The sequence below is a fragment of the Sphingomonas sp. jy18 genome (assembly GCF_056931895.1).
The window spans coordinates 420,538-446,971 of the sequence record NZ_JBXPBT010000001.1 but is presented as its reverse complement, the minus strand read 5'-3'; the positions used below and the strand labels follow the sequence as shown (position 1 = coordinate 446,971).

Below are 26,434 nucleotides of genomic sequence, written 5' to 3'. Positions count from 1 at the left end.
GGGGGATGACCCGTCTCCCTTGCTGTCAGGCCGTCGGACATTCCTGTTCCTGGGCCTATCGGGGGGTCATCCACTTTGCGGACGACCCCGATCATGGTCGTCCGCTTATTCGGCGGCTTCCATAATCATGGCGTCCACGGACACATATTTGCGTCCAAGCTTGCCATCGTGGAAGCGTACGCGGCCGTCGGCAGTGGCGAACAGGGTGTGATCGCGGCCGATGCCGACGTTGATGCCCGGGTACACGCGGGTGCCGCGCTGACGCACGATGATGTTGCCGCCGACCACTTCCTGGCCGCCGAACTTCTTGACGCCGAGGCGCTTGGACTGTGAGTCGCGGCCGTTACGCGAAGAGCCGCCTGCTTTCTTATGTGCCATGGATAATCTCCATCAATTCTCGGTTGGGCGCGCTCAGGCGGCGGCGGTTTCGGCAGGAGCCTCGGCAGCCGGGGCGTCCTTCTTGGCGGCGGCCTTCTTGGGCGCTGCCTTCTTTTCCGCGGCACCGATCGAGACGATCTTCAGCAGCGTGTGATACTGGCGATGGCCATTCCGGCGACGATAGTTGTGCCGACGGCGCTTCTTGAAGACGATCACCTTCTCGCCACGGCCCTGTGCCACGATTTCCGCAGCGACGGTGAGGCCAGCGGTCGACTGGAGGTCGGACCCTTCGCCGGCAAGCAGGACATCGCCCAGCTCGACGGTGTCGCCGACGTCGCCCGCCAGCTTTTCGACGGTGATCTTGTCTCCAGCGGCAACGCGATACTGCTTGCCCCCGGTGCGGACGATAGCGAACATGGTGTGTCTGACCTTCAAAAAACCTGAACCATCCCGGCGGGGGCAACAGCGATCGGGCGAGGCAAAGGCCCCGGCGAACACACGCCTGTCGCGGGAAAGACCGGCCCCCTAACGGCGAGTCCCGATTCTGTCAACCACGGGTGGCTTGGCGATTTGCCATGCGCAGGCGGTGCACAGCGGCCGGAGGATGCGCTTGCACCGATCGTCCGCCCGCCATAGAGCCGGGGCATGACCGGTCTACCATCCAAAGTCCTGCCGATGGCGATGCTGCTGCCGCTGGCGGCCTGCGCGACCGGCGATATGGCCGATTATCCGAGCCTTGCCCAGCGCCCGGTCGAACGGCGTCTCGCGGTGCCGCCGCCGCCGGTGGTCGCGCCCGAACCGACACCGGTCAGCGCCACGCTGGAGCAGGCATTGGCCGCGCTGCTGCGCGATGCGCAGACCGGCGATGTGGCGTTCCGTGCAGCGCTGGCAGAGGTTCGGCCGCTGGCCGCCGGTCTCGCTGCAGCACCGGGCAGCGAGGAGTGGGCGGTCGCGCAGCGCGCGCTGTCCCGCGCCGACATCGCCCGCGGCCCGACCCGGCTCGCGCTGGCCGAGCTCGACCGGCTGGCCATCGACCAGCTGCAGCAGGGCCGCGCCGCCGACGCGGTGGCAGCGGTGCAGGCCGAGGTCGCTGCACTGGTCGCCGAACAGAACAGCGCGATGGCGGCGCTCGGCGGCTAGCGATCCGAACGCACAATTCGCTGCATTGCCGTAACCCCCTCTCGTCGCCCCGTGCTTGACACGGGGCAAGGCTTTCTTTGGCATCGTTGTCAAACCAGCCAAGCCCCGCATCACGTGTGGCGCGACGGTGGTAGCGATGAGGATGTCAGTTCCGGGGGACCGGGGATCGGCCTCAGGCCCCAAGGGGTCAGAGCGGTATCGTACCGCCCGCCATTTCCAGCAGAATCGCCCATTCGCTGTCGCGAATTGGAGCCACCGAGAGGCGGTTCTGGCGCAGCATCTCGATACCGGCCAGCCGCGGTTCCGCCTTGATCGCGGCGAGTGTGACCGGCTCGACGAGACGCGCGAGCGGCTTGACCTTGACCGCGACCCAGCGTGTGCCTTCGGGTTCGGTGGGGTCGGGCAGGGCAGGCGCGCTGATGGTCATGATGCCGACCGCCGCCTTGCCGATGTTGCTGTGATAGAAGATCGCCTGATCGCCGACCGCCATGGTCTTGAGATGGATGGCGGCGGCATGGTTGCGCACGCCGTCCCACACGCCTTCGCCCTGGGCGATGAGGTCGTCGAAGCTGTAGACGTCGGGTTCTGATTTCATCAGCCAATAGGCCATCGTCGACTCCGGTTCAGGGGGCGGCGGCGGGCCAGCGATCGAGCACGTAGATCATGCCGTTGCCGGTCGCAACTTCCGCGCTGCCCATGGTGGCGCGCACGCCCGATGGCGTGGTGAGGATCAGCATGTCGCCAGCGCTGGACACCGTCACCGTGCCGGCACGGGTCTGCAATACTGCAGAGCCGCCGCCGTCGCTGATCATCTGGCGCAGCTCGTCCGCACGCAGCGCGCGCGGCACGATCAGCCCGTCGATGGCGGTGGTCAGCGCGGCGCGATTGGCGGGCGCAAGCAGCGCCTCCCGCCGGGCCGGATCGAGCTGGACGAAGGCGGTGTCGCGCGGCGCTAGCAGGGTCACCGGGGCGTTGCTCGACAGCAGCGCCGCCCGACCGGTCGCCGCCAGCGCGCGGCGCACGGTGGCGAACTCGTCCAGCCGCTCGATTCCGGCAAGCACGGTCGGCGCTTCGGCGGCAGCGAGGCGCCGCGGCTGATCGGTGCGTTCGGCCGTTGCCTCCTCCGCGCTGCACGCGCCGAGCATCAGGCAGGCGAGCAGGACGACGCATCGCGACGCGTGCCATCCCTTTGCCTCTCTGCCCTTTGGCGCTATCGCATGCTGCATGACGCGGGCCTCTAGGCTCGAACTGACTCGCTGGAAAGACCCCCATGACTGTCGATACCGCCCCCATGGCCACCAAGCCCGCCGTGCCCGTCATCTCGATGACCGCGCTCGGCCCCGATGAATTTGCCCGCGCCTTCGGCACCAGCTTCCAGCGCTTCGGCTTCGCCATGATCACCGATCACGGGCTCGACCCGGCGCTGGTCGACCGCGCCTGGGCGCTGACGCGTGCGCTGTTCGCGCAGTCAGAGGAGCAAAAGCGCGGCTATCTGGTGCCCGGCCAGAGCGGCGCGCGCGGCTATACCGCCTTTGGCACCGAGATTGCCAAGGGCGCGAAACATGTCGACCTCAAGGAATTCTGGCATGTCGGGCGCGACCTGCCCGAAGGGCATCCGCTGTCGGATTCGATGCCGCCCAACATCTGGCCCGCCGAGCCCGAGGGTTTCCGCGAGACATTCGAGGCGATGTTCGCCGAATTCGACCGGATCGGCGCGCAGCTCCTGTCCGGCATTGCCCGCTACCTCGAGCTCAGCCCCGACTGGTTCGACGATCCGATTCGCGACGGCAACAGCGTGCTGCGGCTGCTGCATTACCCGCCCGTGCCCGAAATACGTGAAGGTGGATCGCCCGACGGCATCCGGGCAGAGGCGCATGAAGACATCAATCTCATCACCCTGCTGCTGGGTGCAGAAGAGGCTGGGCTGCAGATCCTCGAGCCCGATGGCAGCTGGCTGCCGGTCAGCCCGCCGCCCGGCGCGCTTGCGGTCAATGTGGGAGACATGCTGCAGCGGCTGACCAACCACCGCCTGCCGTCGACCACGCACCGCGTCGTCAATCCAGACGCCGGGCGCGCGGCGCACAGCCGCTATTCGATGCCCTTCTTCCTGCATCTGCGCTCCGATTTCGAGATCAAGACGCTGCCGGGCTGCGTGACCGCGCACAATCCGGACCGCTATCCGCAATCGATTCTGGCGGATGATTATCTGCAGGAGCGGCTGCGGGAGATCGGGCTCAAGAAGTAGCGGCATAGCGTCGCCCCGGACTCGATCCGGGGTCGCTGGCGGTGTTGCGCAACGTGGAGAGCGGCCCCGGATCAAGTCCGGGGCGACGGCTTAAAGATGCGCGAAATCGCTGTCGAAGCTGCGCAGGTTGGCGCCTGCGTCGACGAAGATGGTCTGGCCGGTGATGCTCTCGGCGCGTGCCAGAAACAGCACGGCATCGGCAATGTCCTGCGGCGCGGCGAGCCGCTGCAGCGGCATCAGCGCGGCCATGCGCTCCATGCGGCCATCCTCGTAATCGGGTGTCGGCAGGGTCAGGCCCGGCGCGACGGCGTTGACGCGCACGCGCGGCGCGCAGGCCACGGCCAGGGTCCGCGTCGCCTGCCACAGCGCCTGCTTGGCGATGCTGTAGGCGATCTGGTCGGGCACCGGGTTGCGGACGCGCTGGTCGAGGATATTGACGACCGCACCCGAGCCGCCGCAGGCGAAGAGGGCCTGCGCGAGCAGCACCGGTGCGCGAAGATTGACGGCGAGCGCGGCATCGAGCGCAGGCCCGTCGAGTGCCGACATCCCGTCTTCCGCGAACAGCGAGGCGTTGTTGACGATCAGCGCGGGCACGCGGCCGCAGCGATCGACCACGTCGGCAAACAGCGCCTCCGCCGCGCCGCGCTCTCCCAGATCGGCGGAGACGATGGCGTGGGCGACGCCGCTGTCGGCGATGGCCGCAGCCAGTGCCGCATCGGCATCGCCCTCGCGACGCCGGTGCAGCGCCAGATCATAGCCCGCGCCCGCCAGCCGCGCCGCAATGGCCGCGCCGACGCGATGCAGTCCGCCGGTGACGAGCGCGAGCGGGCGGGTCATGGCGCCGCTCTTTCCTCATCCCGCTGGTCATTCCCGCGAAGGCGGGAGTCTATCTGACACGCCATCAGTTGGGTTCCCGCTTTCGCGGGAATGACGAAGGAGGGTAATCGACATGTCATGCCATCATCACCCTTGGCGCGGGCGGCCGATGGCGTTTCATGGTGATGCCGATCCGCTCGTTCGCTTCGGCGATCGCCAGCTTGACGATGCGGATTTCGACACTCTTCACCTTGTCATCCTGCAGGAAGATGGTGCCGATGATGTAATCGGCAACCGCCTCGATCAGCGTGAAATGCACGTCCTTGGGGATGCCGTCCGTCGCTGCCCATTTGAGGTCCATATAGGATTTGGACGCGGCTAGCGGGGTGGCCGGGGCATAATGATCCTCGATCGCCATTTCGGCGCTGACGCTGATGCGCAGCGGTTGCGGCAGGTGCGTCTCTTCCGAATAGACGCCGGTCAGCACATCGACTTCCAGGTCGTGCACTTCGAGGATCAGGCTGTCGGCGTTGGTCACGGCAGGGCAGGGCTTTCTTGCGTGGGGGGTGGTTCGCCCCTAAAGGCCGCTGCCCTTAGACCGCGACGGACGACGCGTGAACATGTTTTCGTCATTGCGAGCGGAGCGAAGCAATCCAGAGCCGCGTCAACCGCCCCTGGATTGCTTCGCTCCGCTCGCAATGACGGCGGTGGAGATGGCACTGGTCGAGATCAAACCCCTGTCTGCTGCCGCGCCGGATGCGGTCGAAGCGCTGCTGGACGCCGCCTTCGGGCCGGACCGGCATGGACGCACCGCCTATCGCATGCGCGAGGGCTGTGCGGCGATAGGGTCGCTGAGCTTTTCGGCCTGGGATGGTGCGCGCTTGATCGGCAGCCTGCAATGCTGGCCGGTGGCACTCGTTACCGCCGACGGCGCGCGCGTGCCGCTGGTGATGGTCGGCCCGGTGGCGGTCGAGCCGGCGCTGCAGCGCGGCGGCGTGGGGCGCGCGCTGATGGATGCGGCCATCGCAGCTGCCGAGCGCGAACCCGGGGCGGGCGGCGCGGCGGGGGCGCTGATGATGATCGGCGATCCGGAATATTATGGCCGCTTCTGGGGTTTTGCTGCCGATGCCACCTGCGGCTGGCAGGTCCCCGGCCCGGTCGAGCGGCACCGCCTGCTGGCGCGCGGCGTGCGTGGTGCCGGGGTGCCGGGAAGGCCGGGCGAGATTGTGGCGGACGCCGACCGCCTGGTATCGGCAGGACCCGCTAGACCTTAGCCCTGAGCTTGTCGAAGCGCGCTTCTCGAAAACGCCAAACGCCCTTCGACAAGCTCAGGGCTGCGGTTGTTCCGCAAGACCGGGTCGGCGCTAGCGTTTCTGGTCAGGCCAGAATTTGAGCGTGTCGCTGCGCTCCGGCAGGCGGGTGCCGATTGCTGGCGGCCGGGCCAGTACGCGTGCGGCGACCACCCCGGCGATGGCGCCGAACAGATGGCCTTCGAACGATATGCCCGGCTGCAGCGGCAGGACACCCAGTGCCATGGATCCGTAGAAGATCAGCACGCCAAGGGCGATCAGGATGTTGCGCCAGCGCCGGTCGTACCAGGCCTGGGCAATGACCATCGCCCACAGCCCGAAAATCCAGCCGCTCGCGCCGATATGGTTGGCGCTGCGCCCGAACAGCCACAATAGCAAGCCGCCGCCGATGATGATGATAGCGCTGGCCTTGAAGAAGCGCTTGAGCCCGTCGATCAGGGTCAGCGCGGCGAGGACGACGAACGCGGCGAGATTGCTGCCGAGATGGCCCCAATCGCCGTGCAGCAGCGGTGAGAAGAGGATGCCGTCGGCCCCGTCGAGCCGGCGCGGTTCGAGCCCGAAGCTGTAGAGCGCGCCACCCATCAGCAGGTTGAGGAGGTGTACGCCGATCAGCAGCGCGCATAGGAGCGCGATCGTGCCGGTAATCGTCTTTGCCTGCTGGACCATGTGCTGCCTCTGTGTCTGGGTAGTGATTTAGCGCAATCATACACTCGGAGCAAGCGCGCGAGCTTCGCCCACGCCACCCCCAGCCCCGCCTGCAAACGGGAGGGGGACGATTGGCCCCTCTTGCCGCACCGGGCTGCATCCGCCACATCTCAGCCATGCCGATGCCGATAGTGCCCGATTTCGACACCACCTCGCTCGATGCGCTGACCCAGTGGATCGAGAGCGAAGCACTGCCGCCGGTCGAGCGCTGGAACCCGGCGCATGCGGGGCGCATCGACATCCGCATCGATGCCGAGGGGCGCTGGTTCCACGAGGGCGGTGCGATAACCCGCCCGGCGATGGTCCGCGCTTTCTCCCGCCTGCTGCGACGCGAGGCGGACGGCGGCTATGTGCTGGTCACCCCCGCCGAGAAGCTGGCGATCGCGGTAGAGGACGCCCCGCTACTGGCGGTCGAGGCGCGGATCGAAGGCGAGCAGGAATTCCAGACGATTGCTTTCCGGCTCAACACCGACGCCATGCTGCTGTGCGGTGCCGATCATCCGCTGATGCTGCGCGATGGTCCGGCAGGACGGCTGCCTTATCTGCGCGTTACCGGTAGCGCCGAGCGCCCGGTGGAGGCGCGGCTGACCCGATCGACTTTCTATCAGCTCGCCGATGTGGCCGACGCGGACGGCTGCGTATGGAGCGGCGGGCAGCGGTTCGCGCTGGCGGATCCGGGCTGATGCTGGCCTCGCATTTGGCGGAGCGTCTGGCGGCGGCCTCCGGCGTCGTGCCGCACGATGGCGACGAGCAATGGCGGGTGCGCGGCGGTATGGACGATGATGCCAATACCACCGATGCCGCGGTGCTGGTCGCCTTCGTCGACCGGCCCCACCCCACGATTCTGCTGACGCGCCGGCAGGCGGCGATGCGCAAGCATTCGGGCCAGGTCGCCTTTCCCGGTGGCCGCGCCGATGCCGACGATGCCGATCTGATCGCCACCGCGCTGCGCGAGGCGGAGGAGGAGGTGGCGCTGCCGCGCGATGCGGTGCAGGTCGTCGGGCTGGTGCCGCCCTATGGCACGGTCACCGGCTATCGCGTCACCCCTGTACTGGCAGTGATCCCGCCCGACCTGCCGCTGGTGCCGCAGCCGAGCGAAGTGGCGCGCGTGTTCGAGGTGCGCTGCGACCATCTGTTCGATCCGGCGATGCAGGTGCGGCGTGCGGTCGAATGGGACGGGGGCATCCGCCATTATTGGGAAGTCCATCATGACGGCGAACGCATCTGGGGGGCGACGGCGGGGATGATCCGCAACATCGGCGCGCTGCTGGGGCTGGATGCCGATCCGTGCGCGTTGAATGCGGGGGTCAGGGTGTGACCATGCTCCCCCCCGCTGCATGGCGCGAACAGTCCGGCCTTTCCCGCATCCTGACGGCTCTCGGCGGCGCTGACACCACCCGCGCCGTTGGCGGCGCAGTGCGCGATACGTTGCTCGGGCTGCCGGTGTCCGATGTCGATCTTGCCACCAGGTTGCGCCCTGACGATGTCATCTCGCGGCTGGAGGCGGCGGGGGTCAAGACGGTGCCCACCGGCATCGCCCATGGCACGATCACCGCTGTCGCCGACGGGCATCCCTATGAGGTGACGACGCTGCGCCGCGACGTCGCGACCGACGGGCGCCGCGCCACCATCGCCTTTGCCGACGACTGGGCGGAGGATGCCGGGCGGCGCGATTTCACCATCAATGCGCTCTATGCCGATCCGGCGAGCGGCACGCTGTTCGATCCCGTCGGCGGGCTTGCCGATCTTGCGGCGCAGCGCGTCCTGTTCATCGGCGACGCAGCGCAGCGGATCGACGAGGATCATCTGCGTATCCTGCGCTGGTTCCGCTTTCTCGCCCGCTTCGGCGGGGGAGAACCCGATCCCGCGACCTTCGCCATCGTTGCCGGACGCGCCGCCAAGCTGCGCGGCCTGTCACGCGAGCGGGTGGCGGATGAGCTGCAGCGCATTCTGGCGCTGCCCGACCCGGTGGCGAGCGTGGCGTTGATGGAAGAGGCCGGCGTGCTCGCCGAAATCGTGCCGGAAGCCTTGCCCGATGCCGTCGCCCGGCTTGCCACGCTGGTGCAGGCGGAACGCGACGCCGGGCTGGACGCAGAAGCACCGCGCCGCCTGATCGCCCTGCTGCCGCCCGATCCGCTGGCCGCAGACCGGGTGGCGGCGCGGCTCAAACTCTCCAACCGCTTGCGCAAACGAATCGCGGTGGCGCGCGGAGAGGCGTTGGCGGGCGATATCCGCGCGCTCGCCTATCGCATCGGCGTGGAGGGCGCGCGCGACCGGGTGCTGCTGGCGGGGGAGCCTGTCGCCGGATTGGCGCCGCTCGAGGACTGGCAGGTGCCGACCCTGCCGTTTTCGGGCGGGGATATTGTCGCACGCGGGGTAGCCGCCGGGCCGGACGTGGCTCGACTGCTGCGTGCCATGGAACAGCGCTGGGTCGAGGAGCGATTTCCGGCGACGGTCCCGATCGACCAGTGGCTGGCCGAAGCGCGGCGGTGAGTATCGACAATCACGCCCTGCTGTTCGCGCTGGTCGTCACGGCGCTGTTCTTTGGCGGGTGCTGGGCGCTGCAGCAGAGGCGCATGCGTCGGTGGCGCGCGGATGCGGAGGCTCGTCATGCCGAGTGGCAAGCCAGCCAGCCGCCGATCGTCGAACCGACGGCGGAGCAACTGGCCGAGTTTGAGCGCCGCCTGCCCGCGCTTGCGCTGCCGGCGCTGATCCTGGAAGCGGACGACAGCGCGCCGGTCCTGCCCGGCGGCACGCGCATCGGCGGACCGGTGTGGCTCGCGGACGGCGCAAACTGGCCGACGGGGAGGGAGGGCAGACCGCTCGAATTTGTGGCTCAACTGGATTTTGGCGCGATGCCGCCGCTGGCGGATTATCCCGAGGCGGGCTTGCTGCAGTTGTTCGTGGGGCGCGACGACTTGCATGGGGTGAATTTCGACGCGCTCGACGAGGCCGACATGGTCTTGCTGTGGCATCCCGATGGCGCCGTGGGCGGCCGTTTGGCACCGCCACCGTATCTGCCCGACTATGGCGCGCCGGATGACGATGGCTACAGCACCACGCCCTTCGTTGGCGATACGGCGCGCGCTAGCGGTGTACCGCTGCGCGCTACCCCGGCAAGCATGCTGCCGCGCCCCTATGATCGCCCGGTCGAGGCGCTTTGCGCCGAACTCGGCATCGATGACCGGGCAGAGGCGCTGGAGCCGCTGCGGCTGGGACTGGAACAAGCGGTGCCGTACGATCGCCATCACGTCGGCGGCCATCCGCTGTTTGTGCAGCATGATCCCCGGCTCGACCTGGCCCATCCGCCCGACAAGCGCGGCCAGCCGTCGCCATGGCGCGAACACGACCGGGTGCTGTTCCAGTTGACGTCGCGCAACGGGCTGCAATGGGGCGATGTCGGGGAGGCGCAGGTGCTGATCCGGCGTGCGGACCTTCTCGCGCGCGATTTCGGCCGGGCAATCTTTCACTGGGATTGCAGCTGAGCGGGCTTGCATCGCTGCAGGCCAGATTTAGAAATGACCGAAACGACGGCGCTGGCCGCAGGGCAATGCGCAAAGGGGAGGGGTCTCGGGGTGAGTAAGCACAAGGCAATCCTTCCGTTGGCGGCTGCGGCCCTCGTGCTGCTGCCCGGGGCGGCGATGGGGCAGGCGTGGATCGGCCAGGTGGTCGGCGACATGATGGCGCAGCAGGCGGCCGCCGCGCAGGAGCTGGCCTGCATGAAGGGCCAGGCGATGAACGACGCCGAGATTGCCGAGGCGCGCACGCCTGCGCCTGCGGTGATGCGCGGCTATTGGGAAGCGGTGCAGGCGGGTCGATCGCCCGCAGCGCAATTCGTGCTCAACGGCCGCACCCGCTGGACCGGCGGCGGGCAGACGCTCGATCGCACCGGGCTGGCGCGCATCCGTGACGGTTTTGCCGCAAGCGGCAACCGGCTCGCCGAACAACCGGTCGGCTTCGTGCGCGCCGGGGACGGGCAAAGCGCGCTCGGCCAATGGCAGGTCAGCGACGGTGCCGGGCGTCCGATCGGCCTCTACCAGATCCTCTTCCGCCGCCAGCAGGGCCAGTGGCTGATCTCGACCATGGAACTGGTCGATGCGCGCACGTGGGTCGATCCGGTGGTGCAATATTGCCATCAGCCGGGTGACGTTCTGCCGTTCCGCATGCGCAATGCCGAGCAGGTGCTGGCCTATAGCGAGCGGCGCGAGGCGCGCGCCCGTCAGCGGCTTGCCGAGACGGTGCGCCGGGCCGAGACGGCAGAGGCGGCCGCTGCCGCCAATCCGGACAGCAGCCGCCGTGCCGAAGCCGCGCGCGCTGCCCGGGCCGAGGTCGCGGCACGCGAGGTCGACCTTGCCGAGCGCGTCGCCCCGCTGGAGGCTGCGCGGCGCGAGATGGAGCTGGTCCGCGCCGATACCGCCGCCTGGGAAGCGATGCGCGCCGCGGGCATCGCCCGGCTGGCAGCCAATCCCTAGCGTGCGAGACCAAGGGATTGCCGTCTGGCCGTAGTGCTGAGCCTGTCGAAGCACGCCTTGCCGAGAAGCGCCCTTCGACAGGCTCAGGGCTGCGGTTTCATGGCAGAACCAAGTCAGGCCGCTAACGCGCGGTGAAGACCGACCAGCCCATCGCCTCAGACAATTGCTCGAGCGCCAGGCTGGCGCGCAGCGAATTGCCGCGGGCATTGAGGCCGGGGGACCAGACGCCGATGCTCGCCACGCCCGGCACCACCGCCAATATGCCGCCGCCGACCCCGGATTTGCCGGGGATGCCGACGCGGAAGGCGAATTCGCCCGATCCGTCATAATGGCCGCAGGTCAGCATCAGCGCGTTGATGCGGCGCGCGCGTTGCGCGCTGACCACGCTGTGTCCGGTCGCGGGGTTGATGCCGCCAGCCATCAGATAGCGCCCGGCCATCGCCAGCTGGCGACAGCTCATGGCGATGGCGCAGCTGTGGAAGTAGAGCGACAGTGCGCCCTCGACATCGGCCATATTGCCGTAGGCGCGCATGAAATGGGCGAGCGCGGCGTTGCGGTGGCCGGTCACCGCCTCGCTCGCGGCAACCTCACGGTCGATGACGATGCCCTCGTCGGGCCCGTCGGCATCGGCGGCGAGCGCGCGCACGAAGCGCAGCACGTCGCCGATCGCCTCACGCGGATCGCCGCGACCCAGCACGACATCGGCCACGGCGATGGCCCCGGCGTTGATGAACGGATTGCGCGGCACGCCCTGCTCGTTCTCGAGCTGGACGATGGAATTGAAGGCAGAGCCCGAGGGTTCGCGCCCGACCCGCTGCCACAGGTCGGCCCCGGCCTTGCCCAGCGCCATGGTCAGCGTGAACACCTTCGAAATCGACTGGATCGAAAAGGCGACATCGGCATCGCCGGCGACGTGCACGCTGCCGTCGGCAAGCACGATGGCGATGCCGAACTGGGCCGGATCGATCCGCGCAAGCGCCGGGATATAGTCGGCCACCCGCCCCAGATCGGGCGCTGCCGCCATGTCTGCAGCGATGCGGGCGAGCGTCTGGGCTAGCTGATCCATGGCGCGATGGTGACGCAAAAATGGGGCTGCGGCAACGCGCGATAGAGCGTTGCAATTTGGCGGTGAAGCGATATTCTCAACTAATCGAGTAGAGTTCTACTCGAGAGCAGAGGGAGTGTCGTTCGATGCAAGAGTTCCCCCAACCCCGTCCCGCCAATCGCCTGTCCCGACGACTGCTGCTGCCGCTGGCCGCCACCGCGCTGGCGATGGCCGGATGCAGTCAGCCGGCCGAGGAAGATCCCTCCTCCGGACCGACCGCCGCAGAGGCCGCCAGCGACGCCACCGCCGCACCGGGTGCCGACCCCCGGGTCGCGCCGGGCGTGGCCTTCGTCTACCGCTTCAACTTCGAACTCGCCGACGATGCCGTCTCCCAGGCGCAGGATCGCCATGTCGCGGCGTGCGAACGGCTCGGCACCGCGCGCTGCCGCGTCGTCGGCCTGCGCTACAATCAGGAAGATGGCGGACCGGTGACCGCCAGCCTGTCCTTCCTGCTCGATCCCGCCCTGGCGCGCGGATTCGCCCGCGATGCGGTGGCCAGCGTACGCGCGCTCGACGGCACGCTGCTCGACAGCAGTGTCGGAGGAGAGGATGTCGGCACCGGCATCACCGCTTCGCAACAGGCCAGCGCGGCGATGGGGGGCGACCTTGCCCGCATCGAGGAACGGCTGCGCCAGCCCGGATTGAGCGCCGGGGAGCGCCGCGATCTTTCGGCACAGGCCGAACGGCTGCGCGGCGAGCTGCGATCGGCCGAACAGGAGCGGCGTGGCGGTGAAGCGCGGCTTGCCTCTACGCCGGTAGAATTTGCCTATCGCGGCACCACCGGTGCGGCAGGGTTCGACCGCAGCCGCCCCTTTGCCAGCGCACTTGCGGCATCGACCGACAGCTTCGGCTCGGCGGCAGCCTTTGTCCTGATGCTGCTCGGCCTGCTCCTGCCATGGGCGCTGATGGCCGGCGGCGTCGTGCTGGCGGTCCGCCTTATCCGCGCCCGCCTGACCCGGCCGGTCCCCGTAACCGCGGCCGACTGAGCCATCCCGCTATCTGCGGGCCGCAGCATCAAGGTGCAGCGGCCCGCAGGCGTCCTGTCCCCGATGCCGTAGTGCAATTCGCTGGCATCCTGTCAGAATTGACCTAGGATAAGCCGTATCCGTAACGCTCCAGCGAGAGGGCGCCGGGTGGGTGAGGAGCGGGCAGGGCGATGGGTGAAGAGCGCAGGGTAGGCGACGGGCGCGCGGGGCGTGTCGGTCTGCTGTCGCGGATCGTCAAGTGGCTGTTGCTGGCCCTTTACAAGCGCTACGGCTGGCGGGCGGTGGGAATCGTGCCCAGCCCGCGCAAGTTCGTGCTGATCGCCGCGCCGCACACCTCCAACTGGGATTTTCTCTATTTCCTCGGCCTGACCCAGGATCTGGGCGTCGATGCGCATTTCATGGCCAAGAAGTCGCTGTTCCGCTGGCCGATGGGCGGCTTCATGCGCGAAATGGGCGGCATCGAGGTCGACCGCTCGGCGAGCCACAATCTGGTCGAGGCGATGGTTGCCGAGTTCGACGCGCGCGACGAATTCATGCTGACCATCGCGCCAGAGGGCACGCGCAGCAAATCCGGCAAGTGGAAGACCGGCTTCTACCAGATCGCGTTGGCGGCGAAGGTGCCGATGGTCGTCGGGCTGATGGATTATGGCCGCAAGACCGGCGGACTTACCGTCACCATCTGGCCGACCGGCGATTATGCCGCCGACATGGCCAAGGTATGGGACGTCTACAAGGACTGCACCCCGCGCAACCCGCACCTCGCCACCAAGAGTCTTGCCGACATCATCGGCCCCGATCCCGCAGCCGTGCCGGGGGGGCAGCCGCACAAGGACGCCGCCTGACCATGCTCATCGACCTGTTGCTCAACCTCGCCGTGCTGATGGGCGTGCTGATGCTGCTGTGGCAGCTCGCGGTGGCAATCAAGGATGTCAGCTTCATCGACGTCGTCTGGGCCTATGGCATGGTCGGCCTCGCCCTGTTCAGCGCATGGCGGGTCGGTGCGCCGGGGGATCTTTCCGCGACCGGCTGGCTGCTCGCCGGGCTGACCAGCCTGTGGGGCCTCAGGCTCGGCACCCATCTGTTGCTGCGCTGGCGGCGGCTGGGGCGCGACCCGCGCTATGACCGGATCTTGGGCGGGGCGATGGAGAAGAATGGCTGGAGCTTTGCCTTCGCCTCGCTGGTCATCGTCTTCCTGCTGCAGGGGCCGCTGCTGTGGTTCGTCAGCCTGCCCGCGCAGGTCGGCATTTTCGCCAGCGCCGGGCAGGACATCGCGCCGCTGGCATGGGCGGGGGCGGTGCTGGCGCTGACCGGCATCGCCTTCGAGACGATCGGCGACGCGCAGCTCGAGGCGTTCCGCAAGAACCCTGCCAACAAGGGGCAGGTGATGGACAAGGGGCTGTGGCGCTACACCCGCCACCCCAATTATTTCGGCGATGCCTGCGCCTGGTGGGGCATCTGGCTGGTCAGCGCCACGACCGGCGCCGGCCTGTGGACCATTGCCTCGCCGATCCTGCTGACCTGGATGCTCAACAAATGGAGCGGCGCGCCGATCCTTGAAAAGGGTCTGAAGAAGACGCGCCCGGGGTATGCCGACTATGTTGCGCGGACCAGCGGGTTTGTGCCTTGGCCGCCGAAGCGGGGGTAATCAGCCGGCAGTGGTGACATGATGGCGGAACCAGTCGGCCAGTTCTTGCTCGCTTAACTCGCCAGCAGCGAGAGCGAGGATGGCGACCACCACCTCGGCATCGTTTGCATCGAGCGCAAAGCCATTAAGCAGTAAAAATGTTTCGCTCACCACCGCTGCTATCCGCTTGTTGCCGTCGACGAACGGATGATTGCGAGCGATGCCATAGGCGTAAGCTGCGGCCAGTGCCGCTGCATCCGGTTCGTCAAGGGCGGCGAGGTTGCGTGGACGCGCCAGGGCGCTGTCGAGCAGACCGACATCGCGCACCCCTTCGCCGCCACCATGCTCCGCGATTTGCTCGCCATGTGCTGCCAGAGCCACGTCGAGCGTGACCCACTCCCAGTCCCGGCGCACTGCTATTTCGCCAGTTCGCGCAGGGCCCGCTTGCGTTGCTCCATAATCTGACGCGCCAAAGCCATTTGCCGCTCGAATACGGCATCGGGTGCCCGCAACTCGAACCCGTTGGGGGTATCGACCTTGATCACCGAATCGCCGATCCCGGCCTGCAGCTTCTCCAAATCGGCCTTAGGCAGAATGATCCCCGCCGAATTGCCGATTTTCACGATTTTGACGGTGTGGTTCATGGCGTCCGCCCCGTTGTCGCCAAGGCGCGCGAAACAGAGCGGTCTTGCCGCATGATCTGCTCGCCCACCGCCAACACTGGCGGAAAATCCGGGACGAAGCGCTTGTTCATACGAACGTTATAACGCCCAGCATGGCGGCTCGCAAGCCGCCATGCCTTTGATCACTCCGCCGAGCTCTCCGCCTTCTTCGGCTTGGCGCCACCCTTGCCCTTGCCGAGCTTGGGCGGGGCGGCAACGATCTCGAACGCCAGCTCCTTGCCGTCGCCTTCGGCCGCATCCTTGAGATGCACCTTCACCTCGCCACCGTGCACCAGCTTGCCGAACAACAGTTCCTCGGCGAGCGGTTGCTTGATCTTTTCCTGGATCAGGCGGCCCATGGGCCTTGCGCCGTAGAGCTTGTCATAGCCCTTGTCGGTCAGCCAGCCGCGCGCGGCATCGTCGAGCTGGATGTGGACGCCGCGGTCGGCCAGCTGCAGCTCGAGCTGCAGGATGAACTTGTCGACCACGCGGTTGACCACCTCGGGCGGCAGATAGGCGAAGGGCACGATCGCATCGAGACGGTTGCGGAATTCGGGGGTGAAGAGCTTCTTCACCGCATCCTCCTGCACATCCTCGCGGCTGATCTGGCCGAAACCGATCGATTCACGCGCCATGTCCGACGCGCCGGCATTGGTCGTCATGATCAGCACGACGTTGCGGAAATCGACGGTCTTGCCGTGGTGATCGGTCAGCCGGCCGTTGTCCATCACCTGCAGCAGGATGTTGAACAGGTCCGGGTGGGCCTTCTCGATCTCGTCGAGCAGCAGCACGCAATGCGGATTCTGGTCGATGGCATCGGTCAGCAGTCCGCCCTGATCATAGCCGACATAGCCCGGCGGTGCGCCGATCAGGCGGCTGACGCTGTGGCGCTCCATATATTCGGACATGTCGAAGCGCTGCATCGGAATGCCCATGATGCTGGCGAGCTGCTTGGCCACCTCGGTCTTGCCGACGCCCGTGGGGCCGGAGAAGAGATAGTTGCCGATCGGCTTTTCCGGATCGCGCAGGCCGGCACGGCTCAGCTTGATCGCCGATGACAGCACCGAAATCGCCTTGTCCTGGCCGAACACGACACGCTTGAGGTCGGTCTCGAGCGTCTCCAGCACGCGCTTGTCGTCGCTCGACACTGTTTTCGGCGGGATGCGCGCCATGGTGGCGATCACCGCTTCGATCTCGCGCGTGGTGATGGTCTTGCGCCGCTTGTTCGGCGGCACCAGCATCTGCATCGCGCCAACCTCGTCGATCACGTCGATCGCCTTGTCGGGCAGCTTGCGGTCATTGATGTAGCGCGCGGACAGTTCCACCGCCGCCTTGATCGCATCCGGCGTGTATTTGACGCTGTGATGGTTTTCGAACGCCGAGCGCAGCCCGGTCAGGATCTTGACGGTATCCTCGATGCTCGGCTCGTTGACGTCGATCTTCTGGAACCGGCGCAGCAGTGCGCGGTCCTTTTCGAAATGGTTGCGGAATTCCTTGTAGGTGGTCGAGCCGATGCAGCGGATCTGCCCGCCCGACAGCGCCGGCTTGAGCAGGTTGGAGGCGTCCATCGCCCCGCCCGATGTGGCACCTGCGCCGATCACCGTGTGAATCTCGTCGATGAACAGGATCGCGTGCGGCAGCGCCTCGAGCTCGGAAACGACCTGCTTCAGCCGCTCCTCGAAATCGCCGCGATAGCGCGTGCCGGCCAGCAGCGCGCCCATGTCGAGGCTGTAGATCACCGCCGGCAGCAGCACCTCGGGCACCGCGCTTTCGATGATCTTGCGCGCCAGGCCCTCCGCAATCGCGGTCTTGCCGACGCCCGGATCGCCCACATAGAGCGGGTTGTTCTTCGACCGGCGGCACAGGATCTGGATGGTGCGATCGACCTCGGCACCGCGGCCGATCAGCGGGTCGACACGGCCTTCCGCCGCCTTTTCGTTGAGGTTGACGGTATATTGGGCGAGCGCCGACTCCTTCTTGGCCGGCTTTTCGGCCTTGGTCTCGCCCTTCGATTCCTCGGCGCGCGGCTCGACCGCGGTCGCGGCCGGCTTGCCGCCCTTGCCGACGCCGTGGCTGAGGAAGCTGACCGCATCGAGCCGGCTCATGTCCTGCTGCTGCAGGAAATAGACGGCATAGCTCTCCCGCTCGGAGAACAGCGCGACCAGCACATTGGCCCCGGTCACCTCGTCCTTGCCCGACGACTGGACGTGCAGGATCGCGCGCTGGATGACGCGCTGGAAGCCGCTGGTCGGGGTCGGTTCGCCGGCCTCGTTCGACTTCAGGCTGTCGAGCTCGCTGTCGATATAATGGGTGACGGTGGTCTTGAGTTCGGAGAGGTTGACGCCGCAGGCGATCATCACCTCGCTGGCGTGCTTGTCGTCGATCAGCGCGAGCAGCAGATGCTCCAGCGCGGCATATTCATGGCCGCGTTCGCCAGCGTGGCGCAGCGCATTGTGCAGGGTCTTCTCAAGGCTTTCGGCAAAGGATGGCATGCCGCTCACTCCATTCCGGAGGGCCACGCCGGGATTGTCGCCCAACTGCACGTCCGGACCATCCGGCGCGCAGCCTTACCTAAATCGTCTGTCTCCCAATCCCTGATGCCAATGTCGGACCTCGCAAGCCGCTTGGCAAGGGCTTATGCAGGTCAGTTCTTGAACAGGCCTGCCGCGATCGCCTTGTGATCGACGGCAACCGCCCGCCGTGCCCGGGTCCGCGCGATTTCCGCTTCCAGCGCTGTCACCCGCGCATCGAGCTCGTCGACCGACATCCGGTCGAGATCCTGCCTGGCGAGCAACGCCAGCGGGTCATCGGGCCGGTCGGGGAAAAGCGCATCGATATCCATGGCTGCGATGTTGACCTTGTGCGCCCGCGCCTGTCAATAAGCTGCGCTGCAACGGCACCGGGGGACATACACGTGATACCTGCCGACATGACCGCGATAGACTGCTCCACCCCCGGCGGCCCGGACGCGCTGGTCGCCGTGCGCGTGCCCACCCCCAGCCCGGGCGAGGGCGAGGTGCTGATCCGCGTCGCCGCCGCCGGGGTCAATCGCCCCGATGTGCTGCAGCGGATGGGTGTCTATCCGCCGCCGCCCGGTGCCTCCCCGCTGCCCGGCCTCGAGGTGTCGGGTGAGGTAGTGGCGACCGGCGATGGCGTGCTGCGCGAGCTGCTGGGGCAAAAGGTCTGCGCGCTCGTTCCGGGCGGCGGCTATGCCCACTATTGCATCGCGCCCGCCGCTACCTGCCTGCCCGTCCCGCCAGCGCTGTCGATGGTGGAAGCTGCGGCAATGCCCGAAACCCTGTTCACCGTGTGGACCAACCTGTTCGAGCGCGCCTATGCGACGGAGGGTGACACCGTCCTCGTCCACGGCGGCACCAGCGGGATCGGCACCATGGCCATCGCGCTGGGCACGCTGTTCGGGCTCAAGACGATCGTCACCTGCGGCAGCGAGAACAAATGCGACGCCGCCCGCAAACTCGGCGCCGCCCACGCCATCGATTACAGCCGCCAGGATTTCGTCGAGGAAGTGCTCAAGATCACCGACGGTCAGGGTGTCGCTGCAGTGCTCGACATGGTCGGCGGGGACTATGTGCCCCGCAACATCGCCTGCCTCGCCGAGGAAGGCCGTCACGTCTCCATCGCATTCCAGCGCGGGGTGACGGCGGAGGTCAATGTGATGGACATCATGCGCCGCCGCCTGACCCTGACCGGCTCGACCCTGCGCCCGCGCTCTGTGGCGTTCAAGGGGCTGGTGGCAGACGAACTCGCCCGCACCGTCTGGCCGCACGTCGCCGAGGGGCGGTTGAAGCCGGTGATGGACAAGGTCTTCCCGCTGACCGAGGCAGCGGAGGCGCACCGCCGGATGGAAAGCGGCGGGCATGTGGGGAAGATCGTGCTGGTAGTTTGAGGGGGCCATCGCGCCGACCGAATTTATGTAATCAGTCCGACCGATACTGTCCCCGCCTCTGCGCGAACCTCATTCACTGCTCGCATCCAAAGCAGCCAGCGGTCGTCGATGGGCCTCCCACCGCCGTCCTTGCCGCTACGGCACGTTGGCATTTTCTTTACCACGATGTGAAAAAACATCGGCATGACCCGGATGGACCCCTTCATGCGCAGGATGCTGGCGATCGGCATCGTCGTGATTGCCGGCTCGGTCGGTGCCTCGATGGGGCTGACCGCATGGTTGACCACAGACATGGACGCGGAGTCGCGGGCCTATGGCCTGTTGATTTCCGCCATCATTCCGGGGCTGGTCGCGCCGGTCGCGGTGACCGCCATCGCCTGGATGGCGGTGCGCAATCACCGGTTGCTGCTCGAAGTCGACCGGCTCGCCAATCATGACGAGCTGACCGGCCTGCTCAACCGCCGCGCCTTTCTCAGCCGCGGCGGTGCCTGGTTGGCAGAGCGTGCAGAGGGGCGCACGGTGGTCGCGCTCGCCGATCTCGATCATTTCAAGCGGGTCAACGATCAGCTCGGCCATGCCGCGGGGGATGCGGCGCTGCGCCATGTCGCGATGCGGCTGCGGGAGACCGCGCCCGAAGGCAGCCTGCTGGCGCGGCTCGGCGGGGAGGAATTCGTGCTGCTGTGCGACTGGGCCGGTCTTTCCGAAACACAGGCGGCGATGGAGCGGGTGCGCGACGGGATCGCCGCCAGCCCGTGCCCGGTGGCCGACGGGGTCGACGTCGCGGTGACGGTCAGCATCGGCATCGCGATTGCAGCGCCCGGGGACAGCATGGATGCGCTGCTGCGCCGCGCCGACGCGGCGATGTATGCGGCCAAGCATGGCGGCCGCAACCAGACCCGGGTCGCGGCCTGAACCAAGGCGGCAAACCGCCCGCGACGGCCGGCCCGATGCCGCGGCCTGTCGCTGAAACGCCACAAATCCGTCATTTCCACGTCATCGCTATGCGATTCCAACTGTAACATATCCCGGGTTAGGGCGCGGTGCAGGCCGAAAGCCTTTGCGGGGGTATGTCCATGTCCGTCGTCACGCCGATCCATCTGCCCGCCGCCTTCGCCAGCGTGGCCGAGCGCGAGCCGCACGTGCCCGAGCGGGTGGTGGGGGAGCGCCGCCGCTATCGTACCGTCTGGGTCAGTGACATCCACCTCGGCACGCGCGGCTGCAATGCAGGCATGCTGATCGACTTCTTCGACCATGTCGACTGCGAGACCATGTATCTGGTCGGCGACATCATCGACGGCTGGCGGCTCAAGAAGCGCCTGTTCTGGCCGGCCGAGCATAACGACATCGTCTGGCGTGTGCTCAAGCGGGCGCGGCGCGGCACCCGCGTGGTCTATATCCCCGGCAATCATGACGAGATGTTCCGCCAGTTCGCCGGCATGGATTTCGGCGGGGTGGAGATCATGCACCAGGCGATCCACACCACCGCCGACGGACGCCGGCTGCTGGTGCTGCATGGCGACGAGTTCGACACGATCATGCTCGCCCACCGCTGGCTCGCCTTTGCCGGGGACACCGCCTACACCGCGCTGATGAAGGTCAACTACGCGGTCAACCGCGTGCGGACCGCACTGGGCCTGCCCTATTGGTCGCTGTCGAAAATGGCCAAGAACAAGGTCAAGAATGCGGTGCAGTTCATCGGCCGCTACGAGGACACGGTGGCGCACGAGGCGCAGTTGCGCGGGGTCGATGGCGTGGTCTGCGGCCATATCCACCATGCCGAGATCCGCGAGATCGAGGGCGTCGATTATTATAACGATGGCGACTGGGTCGAGGGCTGCACCGCGCTGGTCGAGCATTTCGACGGTCGCATGGAGGTGCTGCACTGGGCGGACGAGGTCAATGCGCGCGAGACGGCGGAGGCTCCGCGCCGCGCCCGCCGCGCGGTGCCCGAGCTGGCCGCCGCCTGATGCGGGTGCTGATCGTCAGCGACGCATGGGAGCCACAGGTCAACGGCGTGGTGCGCACGCTGCAGGCAATGCAGCGCGAGCTCGGCGCGATGGGCCATGCGGTCGGCTTCATCACCCCCGATCTCTATCGCTCGCTGCCGTGCCCGACCTACCCCGAAATCCGGCTGGCGATGGCCTGGCCGTCGCGCATCGGCGCGCGCATCGCCGCCTTTGCGCCCGATGCCATCCATCTTGCGACCGAAGGCCCGCTGTGTCTGGCAGCGCGGCGCTATTGCATCACCCATGGGCTCAGCTTCACCACCGCCTATCACACCCAGTTCCCCGATTATGTCGAGCGCCGCACCGGCATTCCGGCGTCCGCGATCTGGCGCTACATCCGCTGGTTCCATGCGCCGGCCTGCAAGGTGCTGGCGTCGACGCCGTCGATCCGCACGGAACTGATGGCGCACGGCATCACCCAGCTCGCCGCGTGGGGGCGCGGGGTCGACCTTGCCCAGTTCGGGCCGCAGGTGCCGCCGCATCCGGCCTATGCCGGGATGACCGGGCCGATCATGCTCTATGTCGGGCGGGTCGCGGTGGAAAAGAATATCGAGGCGTTTCTCGCCTGCCGCCACCCCGGCACCAAGGTGGTCGTCGGCGACGGCCCGGCGCGCGCGGAGCTCGAGGCCCGCTATCCCGAGGCACGCTTTTTCGGCAAGCTGGAGGGGGCGGCGCTGGCATCGGCCTATGCAGGCGCGGACGTGTTCGTCTTCCCCAGCCGCACCGACACCTTCGGTCTCGTCATCATCGAGGCGCTGGCCAGCGGCACCCCCGTCGCTGGCTATCCGGTGACCGGGCCCAAGGACATCGTCACCGCCACCACCGGCGGCCTCGATGAGGATCTCGATGCGGCGATTGCCAAGGCGCTTGCCTGCCGCCGCGCCGATGCTGCGGCGCTCGGCGCGAGCTATAGCTGGCGGACCAGCGCCGAGCAGTTCCTCTCCGCCCTTGTGCCGGCGCGGGCCGCGCTGATGGCCGCCTGATACGCGCCCTTGCCCGATAGCGCGGCCCGCGCTAGGACGATCTCCAGTGTCGGCCGCTCCGCAAGGGGCGGCCCTTATTATTGGAAAAGGATTTTCACGGCCATGGCCCAGCCACTGATGCCGCATGCGACCGCCGCCTGGCTGGTCGACAACACCGCGCTGACCTTTGTCCAGATCGCCGAATTCTGCGGTCTGCACATCCTCGAAGTGCAGGCGATCGCGGATGACACGGCCGGCACCAAGCTGACCGGCCGCGACCCTGTCCGCGCGCTCGAACTGACGCAGGACGAAATCGAAAAGGGGCAGGCCGACCCCGCCTATCGCCTGCAGATGCTGAAAGGGCCGGAGCGTGTGCTGCGCACCAAGGGCCCGCGCTACACCCCGGTCAGCAAGCGGCAGGACAAGCCCGACGGCATCGCCTGGCTGATCCGCAACCATCCTGAAATCTCGGACGCGGCGATCGGCAAGCTGATCGGCACCACCCGCACCACCATCGAGGCGATCCGCGACCGCAGCCACTGGAACATCGGCAACATCGTGCCCAAGGATCCGGTGACGCTGGGCCTGTGCTCGCAGCGTGAGCTCGACGCGCTGGTGGCCAAGGCGGCCAAGAAGGCGGGCATCGTCGCGCCGGTCGACTCGCGCCTCGATGGCGATCGCGAAGCGCTCATCGAGGAGCTCAAGGCCGAGCGTGCGGCGCATATCGAGGCTGCGGAAGCGGCGGCTGCGGCCGAAGCGGCGGCGCTGGACTCCGGCCAGCAGGGCTGACCGGCGTGGCCGGCGATGCCGCCAGCCGGGCCGATGCCTCGCTCAACGGGCAAAGCGGTTCCCCCGATGCGTCGCTGACGCAGGATGACGGCCTGGTCCCGACCAGCGCGGCCGGCCTCACCTATCCATGGGGGGCGGCGGCACCGGGCCCTGGCGAGACGATCCGTATCGCCGGCAGCCTCAGTTGGGCGCGCATCCCGATGCCGGGCTCGCTCGGCCACATCAACAGCTGGCTGCTCGACGATGCCGACGATGGCGTGGCGGTGGTCGATACCGGGCTGATGATGACGCCCTGTTCGGACGCGTGGAAGGCGCTGTTCGGCGGCGCGCTGGCTGAGCGGCGCATCAGCCGCGTGCTGTGCACCCACCTCCACCCCGATCACATCGGCCTGGCCGGCTGGCTGGTCAAAAGGTTCGACGTGCCGCTCTACATGACCCGCGGCGAATGGCTGACCGCGCGTTTCATGATCGCCGATGTGCGCGACGAACCGCCGCCCGAGATCGGCGCGATGCAGCGCGGCGCGGGCTGGGACGAGGAGGCGATCGAGCGATCCCGCGCCGGCGGCTGGAGCCGGATGGGCCGCATGGTGTTCCGCCTGCCTTATGGCTACCGCCGGCTGGTCGGCGGGCAGACGCTCGACTTCGGGCCGCATCGCTGGCGGGTTGTGGTCGGCTCGGGTCACAGCCCGGAACATGCTTGCCTGCTCAACGAGACAGATGGCGTGCTGGTGTCAGGCGATCAGGTGCTGCCGCGCATCAGTTCCAACGTCTCGATGTCGAGCAGCGAGCCCGACGCCGATCCGCTCGGCGAATGGCTGGCCTCGATCGACCGGCTGCTGACCCTGCCCGATGATCTGCTGGTTTGCCCTGCGCACGGCGAGCCTTTCCGCGGCCTGCATGTCCGGCTGACGGCATTGCGCGACGAACATCACGGCCGGCTCGATGCGCTGGTCGATGCGCTCGCCGAACCGCGCCGGGCGGTCGACTGTTTCCCGCTGCTGTTCCGCCGCACCATCGGCCCCGATCACATCGGCCTCGCCACCGGCGAGACGCTGGCGCATCTGCGTCATCTCGAGGTGGATGGCCGCGTCCGCCGCGAAACGCGCGACGGCGTCTGGTGGTGGCACGCGACCTAGTTCTGCGTCCCTCAGATGATCTCCTCCTGATCCATCATGAACGGCCGGCCGGGAAAGCGGATGCTCGACCCCCACAGCACGTTCACCGGCCCGTTCGGATCGCGGAACGGGTAAAGCTCGGTGGTGTTGTTGAGGCGCGGGTGGACCGCATAGGTGTGGATCATCCGGCCACCAAAATCCATCACCGAGATGAAGGGCGTATTCACCGCTCGCCCAGCCCCATTGCCGCCAAAACCAGCCTGGTTGAATGAGACAGAGCCTGCTACCGGATCGACCATCCGGCTGTCGGTAAAGCTGTATTGCACGTCGCCGGTCGGCCAGGCGAAGGTGATGCGCCGATCGCCCCGGCTGACCAGCCACAGATCGTCAGAGGCGGTGGCCGTCGCGTTGACATAGGCGAATGCCGGATTGCGCCCAGCGGTGAAGGTGAACAGCGGCGTCGCCGATATGGTCTTGCTGACCGGCGATGTCGGGAAGTTGAGGCCCTGCACGTTGAACCCGCGCACCGTGCCGTCCATCGAGGCGACGAAGGCGCGGCTGCGACCCAGATAGCGCTCGGGTTCCACGCCTGACCACGCTTCGCGCGGGGAACGGTGGACATGTTCGAAATATTCCTCGCTGCGCGATGCGCTATAGCCTTTGGCCTGAATGCCGGCGCTGACGCTGGTCGGCTGGGTGATGCTGAGCGTGGTCACCACCACCGGCTTCTGCCGCTCCTCCACCGCGAAGCTGAAGGGCCAGCGTTGCGGATCGGACGCGCTCGAGTTCAGCGTGCGGTCGAAATTCGCCTGCGTGGTCAGGTACATTTCGCGGTAATATTGGTAGAGCGGCGTCATATCGACAAAGCTGACCTTGTTCTCGGACCGCGAGGCAACCACCGCATAGCCACCCGTCGCCGTCTGGTGCCAGCGGACCTCGCCGGGCGGGTAGAGCGGATCGACGCTGCGCCACAGATCGCGCGCCGATTGCCGCGACAGATCGCCCCGCGCCGGATCGTCATTGTCGCTATAGCCGCGCGTGTTTTGCAGGAACACGTTGTTCGAAACGTCGAGGCTGGTCGGTGCGGCGAACGGCAGGTCGACGAAGCCGAGCAGCTTCATACCTGCCAGCTCCCAGGCGCCCGGAAGGCCCCAGTAATTGCGCGTCAGCGGTGCGCTGGTCTGTCCGCCGTTTGCCATCTGGAAAGGCCGCAAGGCAATGAAGGCGAGCTTACCGGACACGGTGTTGGTGTCCCATACGCTCACCACCAGGAATTCGTTGTAGGGCGTCACCGCCATCGCCGTCGGCACCATTCCGGCGGGCAGACGAATACCGGTTGTGTCGAAGTTGCCCGGTGCAAAGTTTCCGACCTTGATGGGTGCAATCGTACCGTCGCGGAAGGCGGCATAGCTGATCTGACTCGAATTGGCCCGCCCGCGCGCGATCGTCACTGGGACAAGCGGCAAATTGGGACGACGTGCGGCCAGATCGCGCACCTCGGGCTGTACGGCGGCGGCGATATTGTTGCGGTTCCACCAGTCCGGGTTCCAGCTGGCGATCATCCGCATGCACAGCCCGCCAGTGTCGAAATAGGCGCCATCGGCCCCTCGCAGGTTGCTGATCCCGTACTTGAAATTGGCATCATTCGGGTTGTCGGGGAGAAAGAGATGCTGGCCCGCGACCAGCCAGCCGCCGCCCTTCAGGCCGCGGTTGATCTCTTCCTGGTCGCTGCGCGGCTGCTGGCTGGGCGGCAGGCATTTTTCCGGCTCGCCCGGGTTGCTGGCGGGCTGGGTGCCATGGGGCCACAGGCCTTCGCCGCTGGTCATGTCCGGCCCCCACAGCGTCGTCGCATTGTTGGCGGCATTGCCGAAATCGGCGGCCGTCGGGCCGAGGCGGTAGCCCATGATCTCGGGGTCGTTGTAGCGCTTGGCAACGTCGACATATTGCGCGCGATTGATGGTGCCGTCGGGATTGAGGATGCGCTCCGACCAGTTGCCGATGCGCAGCACCGGGTTCTGCACCGGCTTGCCGATGATGCGCGACTGGCCGGTGGTGTCGGTGGTGGTGGGCAGCAGCACCAGCAGGCTGTTCCCGCTCTCTCCGCCGCAACTGGCGAGCGCCAGCGCGAGGCCGAGCGGGTAGAGGCAGCGCAGCGGGTTGCGATGGGCAGATGTAGCGTACGACATGGCGCGATCCTCCGGCTGGGAGTGAT

30 protein-coding genes are annotated in these 26,434 nt (G+C 67.3%); 17 read left to right on the top strand and 13 right to left on the bottom strand.

Translation table 11 applies throughout. From position 1 onward, the window contains the following. Positions 1 to 105 precede the first annotated feature (105 nt). Entirely contained in the window at positions 106 to 378 is a 273-nt protein-coding gene (gene rpmA / locus AC0QC4_RS02190) for a 50S ribosomal protein L27 (RefSeq protein WP_483658077.1), read from the bottom strand. 33 nt (positions 379 to 411) lie between these two features. Continuing rightward, positions 412 to 795 (bottom strand): 50S ribosomal protein L21, encoded by a 384-nt coding sequence (gene rplU, locus AC0QC4_RS02185; RefSeq protein ID WP_483658076.1) that lies wholly within the window; start codon positions 793 to 795, stop codon positions 412 to 414. Positions 796 to 1,023: 228 nt separating this feature from the next. On the opposite strand from rplU, the gene AC0QC4_RS02180 reads away from it, so the two are divergent. Beyond that, on the top strand, positions 1,024 to 1,518 hold the full coding sequence (locus AC0QC4_RS02180) for a hypothetical protein (protein WP_483658075.1): 495 nt from the start codon (positions 1,024 to 1,026) through the stop codon (positions 1,516 to 1,518). A gap of 187 nt (positions 1,519 to 1,705) precedes the next feature. Here the strand turns inward: AC0QC4_RS02180 and AC0QC4_RS02175 are convergent, their stop codons facing one another. Continuing rightward, on the bottom strand, positions 1,706 to 2,113 hold the full coding sequence (locus AC0QC4_RS02175; RefSeq protein ID WP_483658074.1) for an EVE domain-containing protein: 408 nt from the start codon (positions 2,111 to 2,113) through the stop codon (positions 1,706 to 1,708). A 28-nt stretch (positions 2,114 to 2,141) separates the two neighbouring features. Further along, a complete protein-coding gene (locus AC0QC4_RS02170) occupies positions 2,142 to 2,744 on the bottom strand; it encodes a fasciclin domain-containing protein (protein WP_483658073.1) in 603 nt (200 codons plus the stop codon). A gap of 44 nt (positions 2,745 to 2,788) precedes the next feature. Between AC0QC4_RS02170 and AC0QC4_RS02165 the strand changes: the two genes are divergently transcribed. Beyond that, complete coding sequence (locus AC0QC4_RS02165) at positions 2,789 to 3,763, top strand: isopenicillin N synthase family dioxygenase (protein WP_483658072.1); 975 nt, start codon at positions 2,789 to 2,791, stop codon at positions 3,761 to 3,763. Between the two features lie 90 nt (positions 3,764 to 3,853). Here the strand turns inward: AC0QC4_RS02165 and AC0QC4_RS02160 are convergent, their stop codons facing one another. Further along, positions 3,854 to 4,600 carry an SDR family oxidoreductase gene (locus AC0QC4_RS02160; RefSeq protein ID WP_483658071.1) on the bottom strand — a complete coding sequence of 249 codons (747 nt, stop codon included), beginning with the start codon at positions 4,598 to 4,600 and terminating at the stop codon, positions 3,854 to 3,856. Positions 4,601 to 4,715: 115 nt separating this feature from the next. Continuing rightward, positions 4,716 to 5,117: a dihydroneopterin aldolase gene (locus tag AC0QC4_RS02155; protein WP_483658070.1), complete on the bottom strand. Its 402-nt coding sequence runs from the start codon at positions 5,115 to 5,117 to the stop codon at positions 4,716 to 4,718. Between the two features lie 160 nt (positions 5,118 to 5,277). On the opposite strand from AC0QC4_RS02155, the gene AC0QC4_RS02150 reads away from it, so the two are divergent. After that, the gene (locus tag AC0QC4_RS02150) at positions 5,278 to 5,853 is read left to right on the top strand and encodes a GNAT family N-acetyltransferase (protein WP_483658069.1); all 576 of its coding nucleotides are present in this window, start codon (positions 5,278 to 5,280) and stop codon (positions 5,851 to 5,853) included. 90 nt (positions 5,854 to 5,943) lie between these two features. Here the strand turns inward: AC0QC4_RS02150 and AC0QC4_RS02145 are convergent, their stop codons facing one another. Then, a complete protein-coding gene (locus tag AC0QC4_RS02145) occupies positions 5,944 to 6,555 on the bottom strand; it encodes a rhomboid family intramembrane serine protease (RefSeq protein ID WP_483658068.1) in 612 nt (203 codons plus the stop codon). A gap of 155 nt (positions 6,556 to 6,710) precedes the next feature. Here AC0QC4_RS02145 and AC0QC4_RS02140 point away from each other — a divergent pair, with 155 nt between their 5' ends. The 5 genes from AC0QC4_RS02140 to AC0QC4_RS02120 all read left to right on the top strand — a co-directional run bounded on the left by AC0QC4_RS02140 (position 6,711) and on the right by AC0QC4_RS02120 (position 11,066). Beyond that, on the top strand, positions 6,711 to 7,277 hold the full coding sequence (locus AC0QC4_RS02140) for a DUF1285 domain-containing protein (RefSeq protein WP_483658067.1): 567 nt from the start codon (positions 6,711 to 6,713) through the stop codon (positions 7,275 to 7,277). Then, on the top strand, positions 7,277 to 7,912 hold the full coding sequence (locus AC0QC4_RS02135) for a CoA pyrophosphatase (protein ID WP_483658066.1): 636 nt from the start codon (positions 7,277 to 7,279) through the stop codon (positions 7,910 to 7,912). Before AC0QC4_RS02140 ends, AC0QC4_RS02135 begins: the two co-directional genes overlap by 1 nt. Positions 7,913 to 7,914: 2 nt before the next feature. Next, the gene (locus tag AC0QC4_RS02130) at positions 7,915 to 9,087 is read left to right on the top strand and encodes a CCA tRNA nucleotidyltransferase (RefSeq protein ID WP_483658636.1); all 1,173 of its coding nucleotides are present in this window, start codon (positions 7,915 to 7,917) and stop codon (positions 9,085 to 9,087) included. Then, entirely contained in the window at positions 9,084 to 10,079 is a 996-nt protein-coding gene (locus AC0QC4_RS02125; RefSeq protein WP_483658065.1) for a YwqG family protein, read from the top strand. The genes AC0QC4_RS02130 and AC0QC4_RS02125 overlap by 4 nt, the downstream gene beginning before the upstream one ends. 90 nt (positions 10,080 to 10,169) lie before the next feature. After that, positions 10,170 to 11,066: a hypothetical protein gene (locus tag AC0QC4_RS02120; RefSeq protein WP_483658064.1), complete on the top strand. Its 897-nt coding sequence runs from the start codon at positions 10,170 to 10,172 to the stop codon at positions 11,064 to 11,066. Positions 11,067 to 11,187: 121 nt separating this feature from the next. On the opposite strand, the gene AC0QC4_RS02115 is transcribed toward AC0QC4_RS02120, so the two are convergent. After that, on the bottom strand, positions 11,188 to 12,132 hold the full coding sequence (locus AC0QC4_RS02115) for a glutaminase (protein ID WP_483658063.1): 945 nt from the start codon (positions 12,130 to 12,132) through the stop codon (positions 11,188 to 11,190). Between the two features lie 125 nt (positions 12,133 to 12,257). On the opposite strand from AC0QC4_RS02115, the gene AC0QC4_RS02110 reads away from it, so the two are divergent. The 3 genes from AC0QC4_RS02110 (at position 12,258) to AC0QC4_RS02100 (ending at position 14,802) form a co-directional block, all read left to right on the top strand. Continuing rightward, positions 12,258 to 13,157, top strand: a complete 900-nt coding sequence (locus tag AC0QC4_RS02110) for a DUF4349 domain-containing protein (RefSeq protein ID WP_483658062.1) — start codon at positions 12,258 to 12,260, stop codon at positions 13,155 to 13,157. A 170-nt stretch (positions 13,158 to 13,327) separates the two neighbouring features. Beyond that, positions 13,328 to 13,999: a lysophospholipid acyltransferase family protein gene (locus AC0QC4_RS02105; RefSeq protein ID WP_483658061.1), complete on the top strand. Its 672-nt coding sequence runs from the start codon at positions 13,328 to 13,330 to the stop codon at positions 13,997 to 13,999. A 2-nt stretch (positions 14,000 to 14,001) separates the two neighbouring features. Continuing rightward, entirely contained in the window at positions 14,002 to 14,802 is an 801-nt protein-coding gene (locus AC0QC4_RS02100; protein WP_483658060.1) for a DUF1295 domain-containing protein, read from the top strand. Here the strand turns inward: AC0QC4_RS02100 and AC0QC4_RS02095 are convergent, their stop codons facing one another. The 4 genes from AC0QC4_RS02095 to AC0QC4_RS02080 form a co-directional block, all read right to left on the bottom strand. Continuing rightward, a complete protein-coding gene (locus AC0QC4_RS02095) occupies positions 14,803 to 15,195 on the bottom strand; it encodes a type II toxin-antitoxin system death-on-curing family toxin (protein WP_483658059.1) in 393 nt (130 codons plus the stop codon). Positions 15,196 to 15,197: 2 nt separating this feature from the next. Next, on the bottom strand, positions 15,198 to 15,425 hold the full coding sequence (locus AC0QC4_RS02090) for an AbrB/MazE/SpoVT family DNA-binding domain-containing protein (RefSeq protein WP_483658058.1): 228 nt from the start codon (positions 15,423 to 15,425) through the stop codon (positions 15,198 to 15,200). Positions 15,426 to 15,586: 161 nt separating this feature from the next. Beyond that, on the bottom strand, positions 15,587 to 17,935 hold the full coding sequence (clpA, locus tag AC0QC4_RS02085) for an ATP-dependent Clp protease ATP-binding subunit ClpA (protein WP_483658057.1): 2,349 nt from the start codon (positions 17,933 to 17,935) through the stop codon (positions 15,587 to 15,589). Positions 17,936 to 18,087: 152 nt separating this feature from the next. Then, on the bottom strand, positions 18,088 to 18,285 hold the full coding sequence (locus AC0QC4_RS02080; protein ID WP_483658056.1) for a DUF1192 family protein: 198 nt from the start codon (positions 18,283 to 18,285) through the stop codon (positions 18,088 to 18,090). Positions 18,286 to 18,372: 87 nt separating this feature from the next. On the opposite strand from AC0QC4_RS02080, the gene AC0QC4_RS02075 reads away from it, so the two are divergent. From AC0QC4_RS02075 to AC0QC4_RS02050, 6 genes are all read left to right on the top strand, one after another. Further along, a complete protein-coding gene (locus AC0QC4_RS02075; RefSeq protein ID WP_483658055.1) occupies positions 18,373 to 19,350 on the top strand; it encodes an NAD(P)H-quinone oxidoreductase in 978 nt (325 codons plus the stop codon). Between the two features lie 183 nt (positions 19,351 to 19,533). After that, a complete protein-coding gene (locus tag AC0QC4_RS02070) occupies positions 19,534 to 20,262 on the top strand; it encodes a GGDEF domain-containing protein (protein WP_483658054.1) in 729 nt (242 codons plus the stop codon). Positions 20,263 to 20,423: 161 nt separating this feature from the next. Then, complete coding sequence (locus tag AC0QC4_RS02065; RefSeq protein WP_483658635.1) at positions 20,424 to 21,317, top strand: UDP-2,3-diacylglucosamine diphosphatase; 894 nt, start codon at positions 20,424 to 20,426, stop codon at positions 21,315 to 21,317. Continuing rightward, complete coding sequence (locus AC0QC4_RS02060; protein ID WP_483658053.1) at positions 21,317 to 22,339, top strand: glycosyltransferase family 4 protein; 1,023 nt, start codon at positions 21,317 to 21,319, stop codon at positions 22,337 to 22,339. The genes AC0QC4_RS02065 and AC0QC4_RS02060 overlap by 1 nt, the downstream gene beginning before the upstream one ends. Positions 22,340 to 22,441: 102 nt before the next feature. Next, a complete protein-coding gene (locus AC0QC4_RS02055) occupies positions 22,442 to 23,107 on the top strand; it encodes a DUF1013 domain-containing protein (RefSeq protein ID WP_483658052.1) in 666 nt (221 codons plus the stop codon). A 5-nt stretch (positions 23,108 to 23,112) separates the two neighbouring features. Next, positions 23,113 to 24,243: an MBL fold metallo-hydrolase gene (locus tag AC0QC4_RS02050; protein WP_483658051.1), complete on the top strand. Its 1,131-nt coding sequence runs from the start codon at positions 23,113 to 23,115 to the stop codon at positions 24,241 to 24,243. Between the two features lie 11 nt (positions 24,244 to 24,254). On the opposite strand, the gene AC0QC4_RS02045 is transcribed toward AC0QC4_RS02050, so the two are convergent. After that, positions 24,255 to 26,408: a hypothetical protein gene (locus AC0QC4_RS02045; RefSeq protein ID WP_483658050.1), complete on the bottom strand. Its 2,154-nt coding sequence runs from the start codon at positions 26,406 to 26,408 to the stop codon at positions 24,255 to 24,257. Positions 26,409 to 26,434: the final 26 nt, after the last annotated feature.

Coding starts and splice junctions, on each gene's coding strand:
- rpmA (WP_483658077.1), bottom strand. CDS start 378: ATGGCACATAAGAAAGCAGGCGGCTCTTCGCGTAACGGCCGCGACTCA.
- rplU (WP_483658076.1), bottom strand. CDS start 795: ATGTTCGCTATCGTCCGCACCGGGGGCAAGCAGTATCGCGTTGCCGCT.
- AC0QC4_RS02180 (WP_483658075.1), top strand. CDS start 1,024: ATGACCGGTCTACCATCCAAAGTCCTGCCGATGGCGATGCTGCTGCCG.
- AC0QC4_RS02175 (WP_483658074.1), bottom strand. CDS start 2,113: ATGAAATCAGAACCCGACGTCTACAGCTTCGACGACCTCATCGCCCAG.
- AC0QC4_RS02170 (WP_483658073.1), bottom strand. CDS start 2,744: ATGCAGCATGCGATAGCGCCAAAGGGCAGAGAGGCAAAGGGATGGCAC.
- AC0QC4_RS02165 (WP_483658072.1), top strand. CDS start 2,789: ATGACTGTCGATACCGCCCCCATGGCCACCAAGCCCGCCGTGCCCGTC.
- AC0QC4_RS02160 (WP_483658071.1), bottom strand. CDS start 4,600: ATGACCCGCCCGCTCGCGCTCGTCACCGGCGGACTGCATCGCGTCGGC.
- AC0QC4_RS02150 (WP_483658069.1), top strand. CDS start 5,278: ATGACGGCGGTGGAGATGGCACTGGTCGAGATCAAACCCCTGTCTGCT.
- AC0QC4_RS02145 (WP_483658068.1), bottom strand. CDS start 6,555: ATGGTCCAGCAGGCAAAGACGATTACCGGCACGATCGCGCTCCTATGC.
- AC0QC4_RS02140 (WP_483658067.1), top strand. CDS start 6,711: ATGCCGATGCCGATAGTGCCCGATTTCGACACCACCTCGCTCGATGCG.
- AC0QC4_RS02135 (WP_483658066.1), top strand. CDS start 7,277: ATGCTGGCCTCGCATTTGGCGGAGCGTCTGGCGGCGGCCTCCGGCGTC.
- AC0QC4_RS02130 (WP_483658636.1), top strand. CDS start 7,915: ATGCTCCCCCCCGCTGCATGGCGCGAACAGTCCGGCCTTTCCCGCATC.
- AC0QC4_RS02115 (WP_483658063.1), bottom strand. CDS start 12,132: ATGGATCAGCTAGCCCAGACGCTCGCCCGCATCGCTGCAGACATGGCG.
- AC0QC4_RS02110 (WP_483658062.1), top strand. CDS start 12,258: ATGCAAGAGTTCCCCCAACCCCGTCCCGCCAATCGCCTGTCCCGACGA.
- AC0QC4_RS02105 (WP_483658061.1), top strand. CDS start 13,328: ATGGGTGAAGAGCGCAGGGTAGGCGACGGGCGCGCGGGGCGTGTCGGT.
- AC0QC4_RS02100 (WP_483658060.1), top strand. CDS start 14,002: ATGCTCATCGACCTGTTGCTCAACCTCGCCGTGCTGATGGGCGTGCTG.
- AC0QC4_RS02090 (WP_483658058.1), bottom strand. CDS start 15,425: ATGAACCACACCGTCAAAATCGTGAAAATCGGCAATTCGGCGGGGATC.
- clpA (WP_483658057.1), bottom strand. CDS start 17,935: ATGCCATCCTTTGCCGAAAGCCTTGAGAAGACCCTGCACAATGCGCTG.
- AC0QC4_RS02080 (WP_483658056.1), bottom strand. CDS start 18,285: ATGGATATCGATGCGCTTTTCCCCGACCGGCCCGATGACCCGCTGGCG.
- AC0QC4_RS02075 (WP_483658055.1), top strand. CDS start 18,373: ATGACCGCGATAGACTGCTCCACCCCCGGCGGCCCGGACGCGCTGGTC.
- AC0QC4_RS02070 (WP_483658054.1), top strand. CDS start 19,534: ATGACCCGGATGGACCCCTTCATGCGCAGGATGCTGGCGATCGGCATC.
- AC0QC4_RS02065 (WP_483658635.1), top strand. CDS start 20,424: ATGTCCGTCGTCACGCCGATCCATCTGCCCGCCGCCTTCGCCAGCGTG.
- AC0QC4_RS02060 (WP_483658053.1), top strand. CDS start 21,317: ATGCGGGTGCTGATCGTCAGCGACGCATGGGAGCCACAGGTCAACGGC.
- AC0QC4_RS02055 (WP_483658052.1), top strand. CDS start 22,442: ATGGCCCAGCCACTGATGCCGCATGCGACCGCCGCCTGGCTGGTCGAC.
- AC0QC4_RS02045 (WP_483658050.1), bottom strand. CDS start 26,408: ATGTCGTACGCTACATCTGCCCATCGCAACCCGCTGCGCTGCCTCTAC.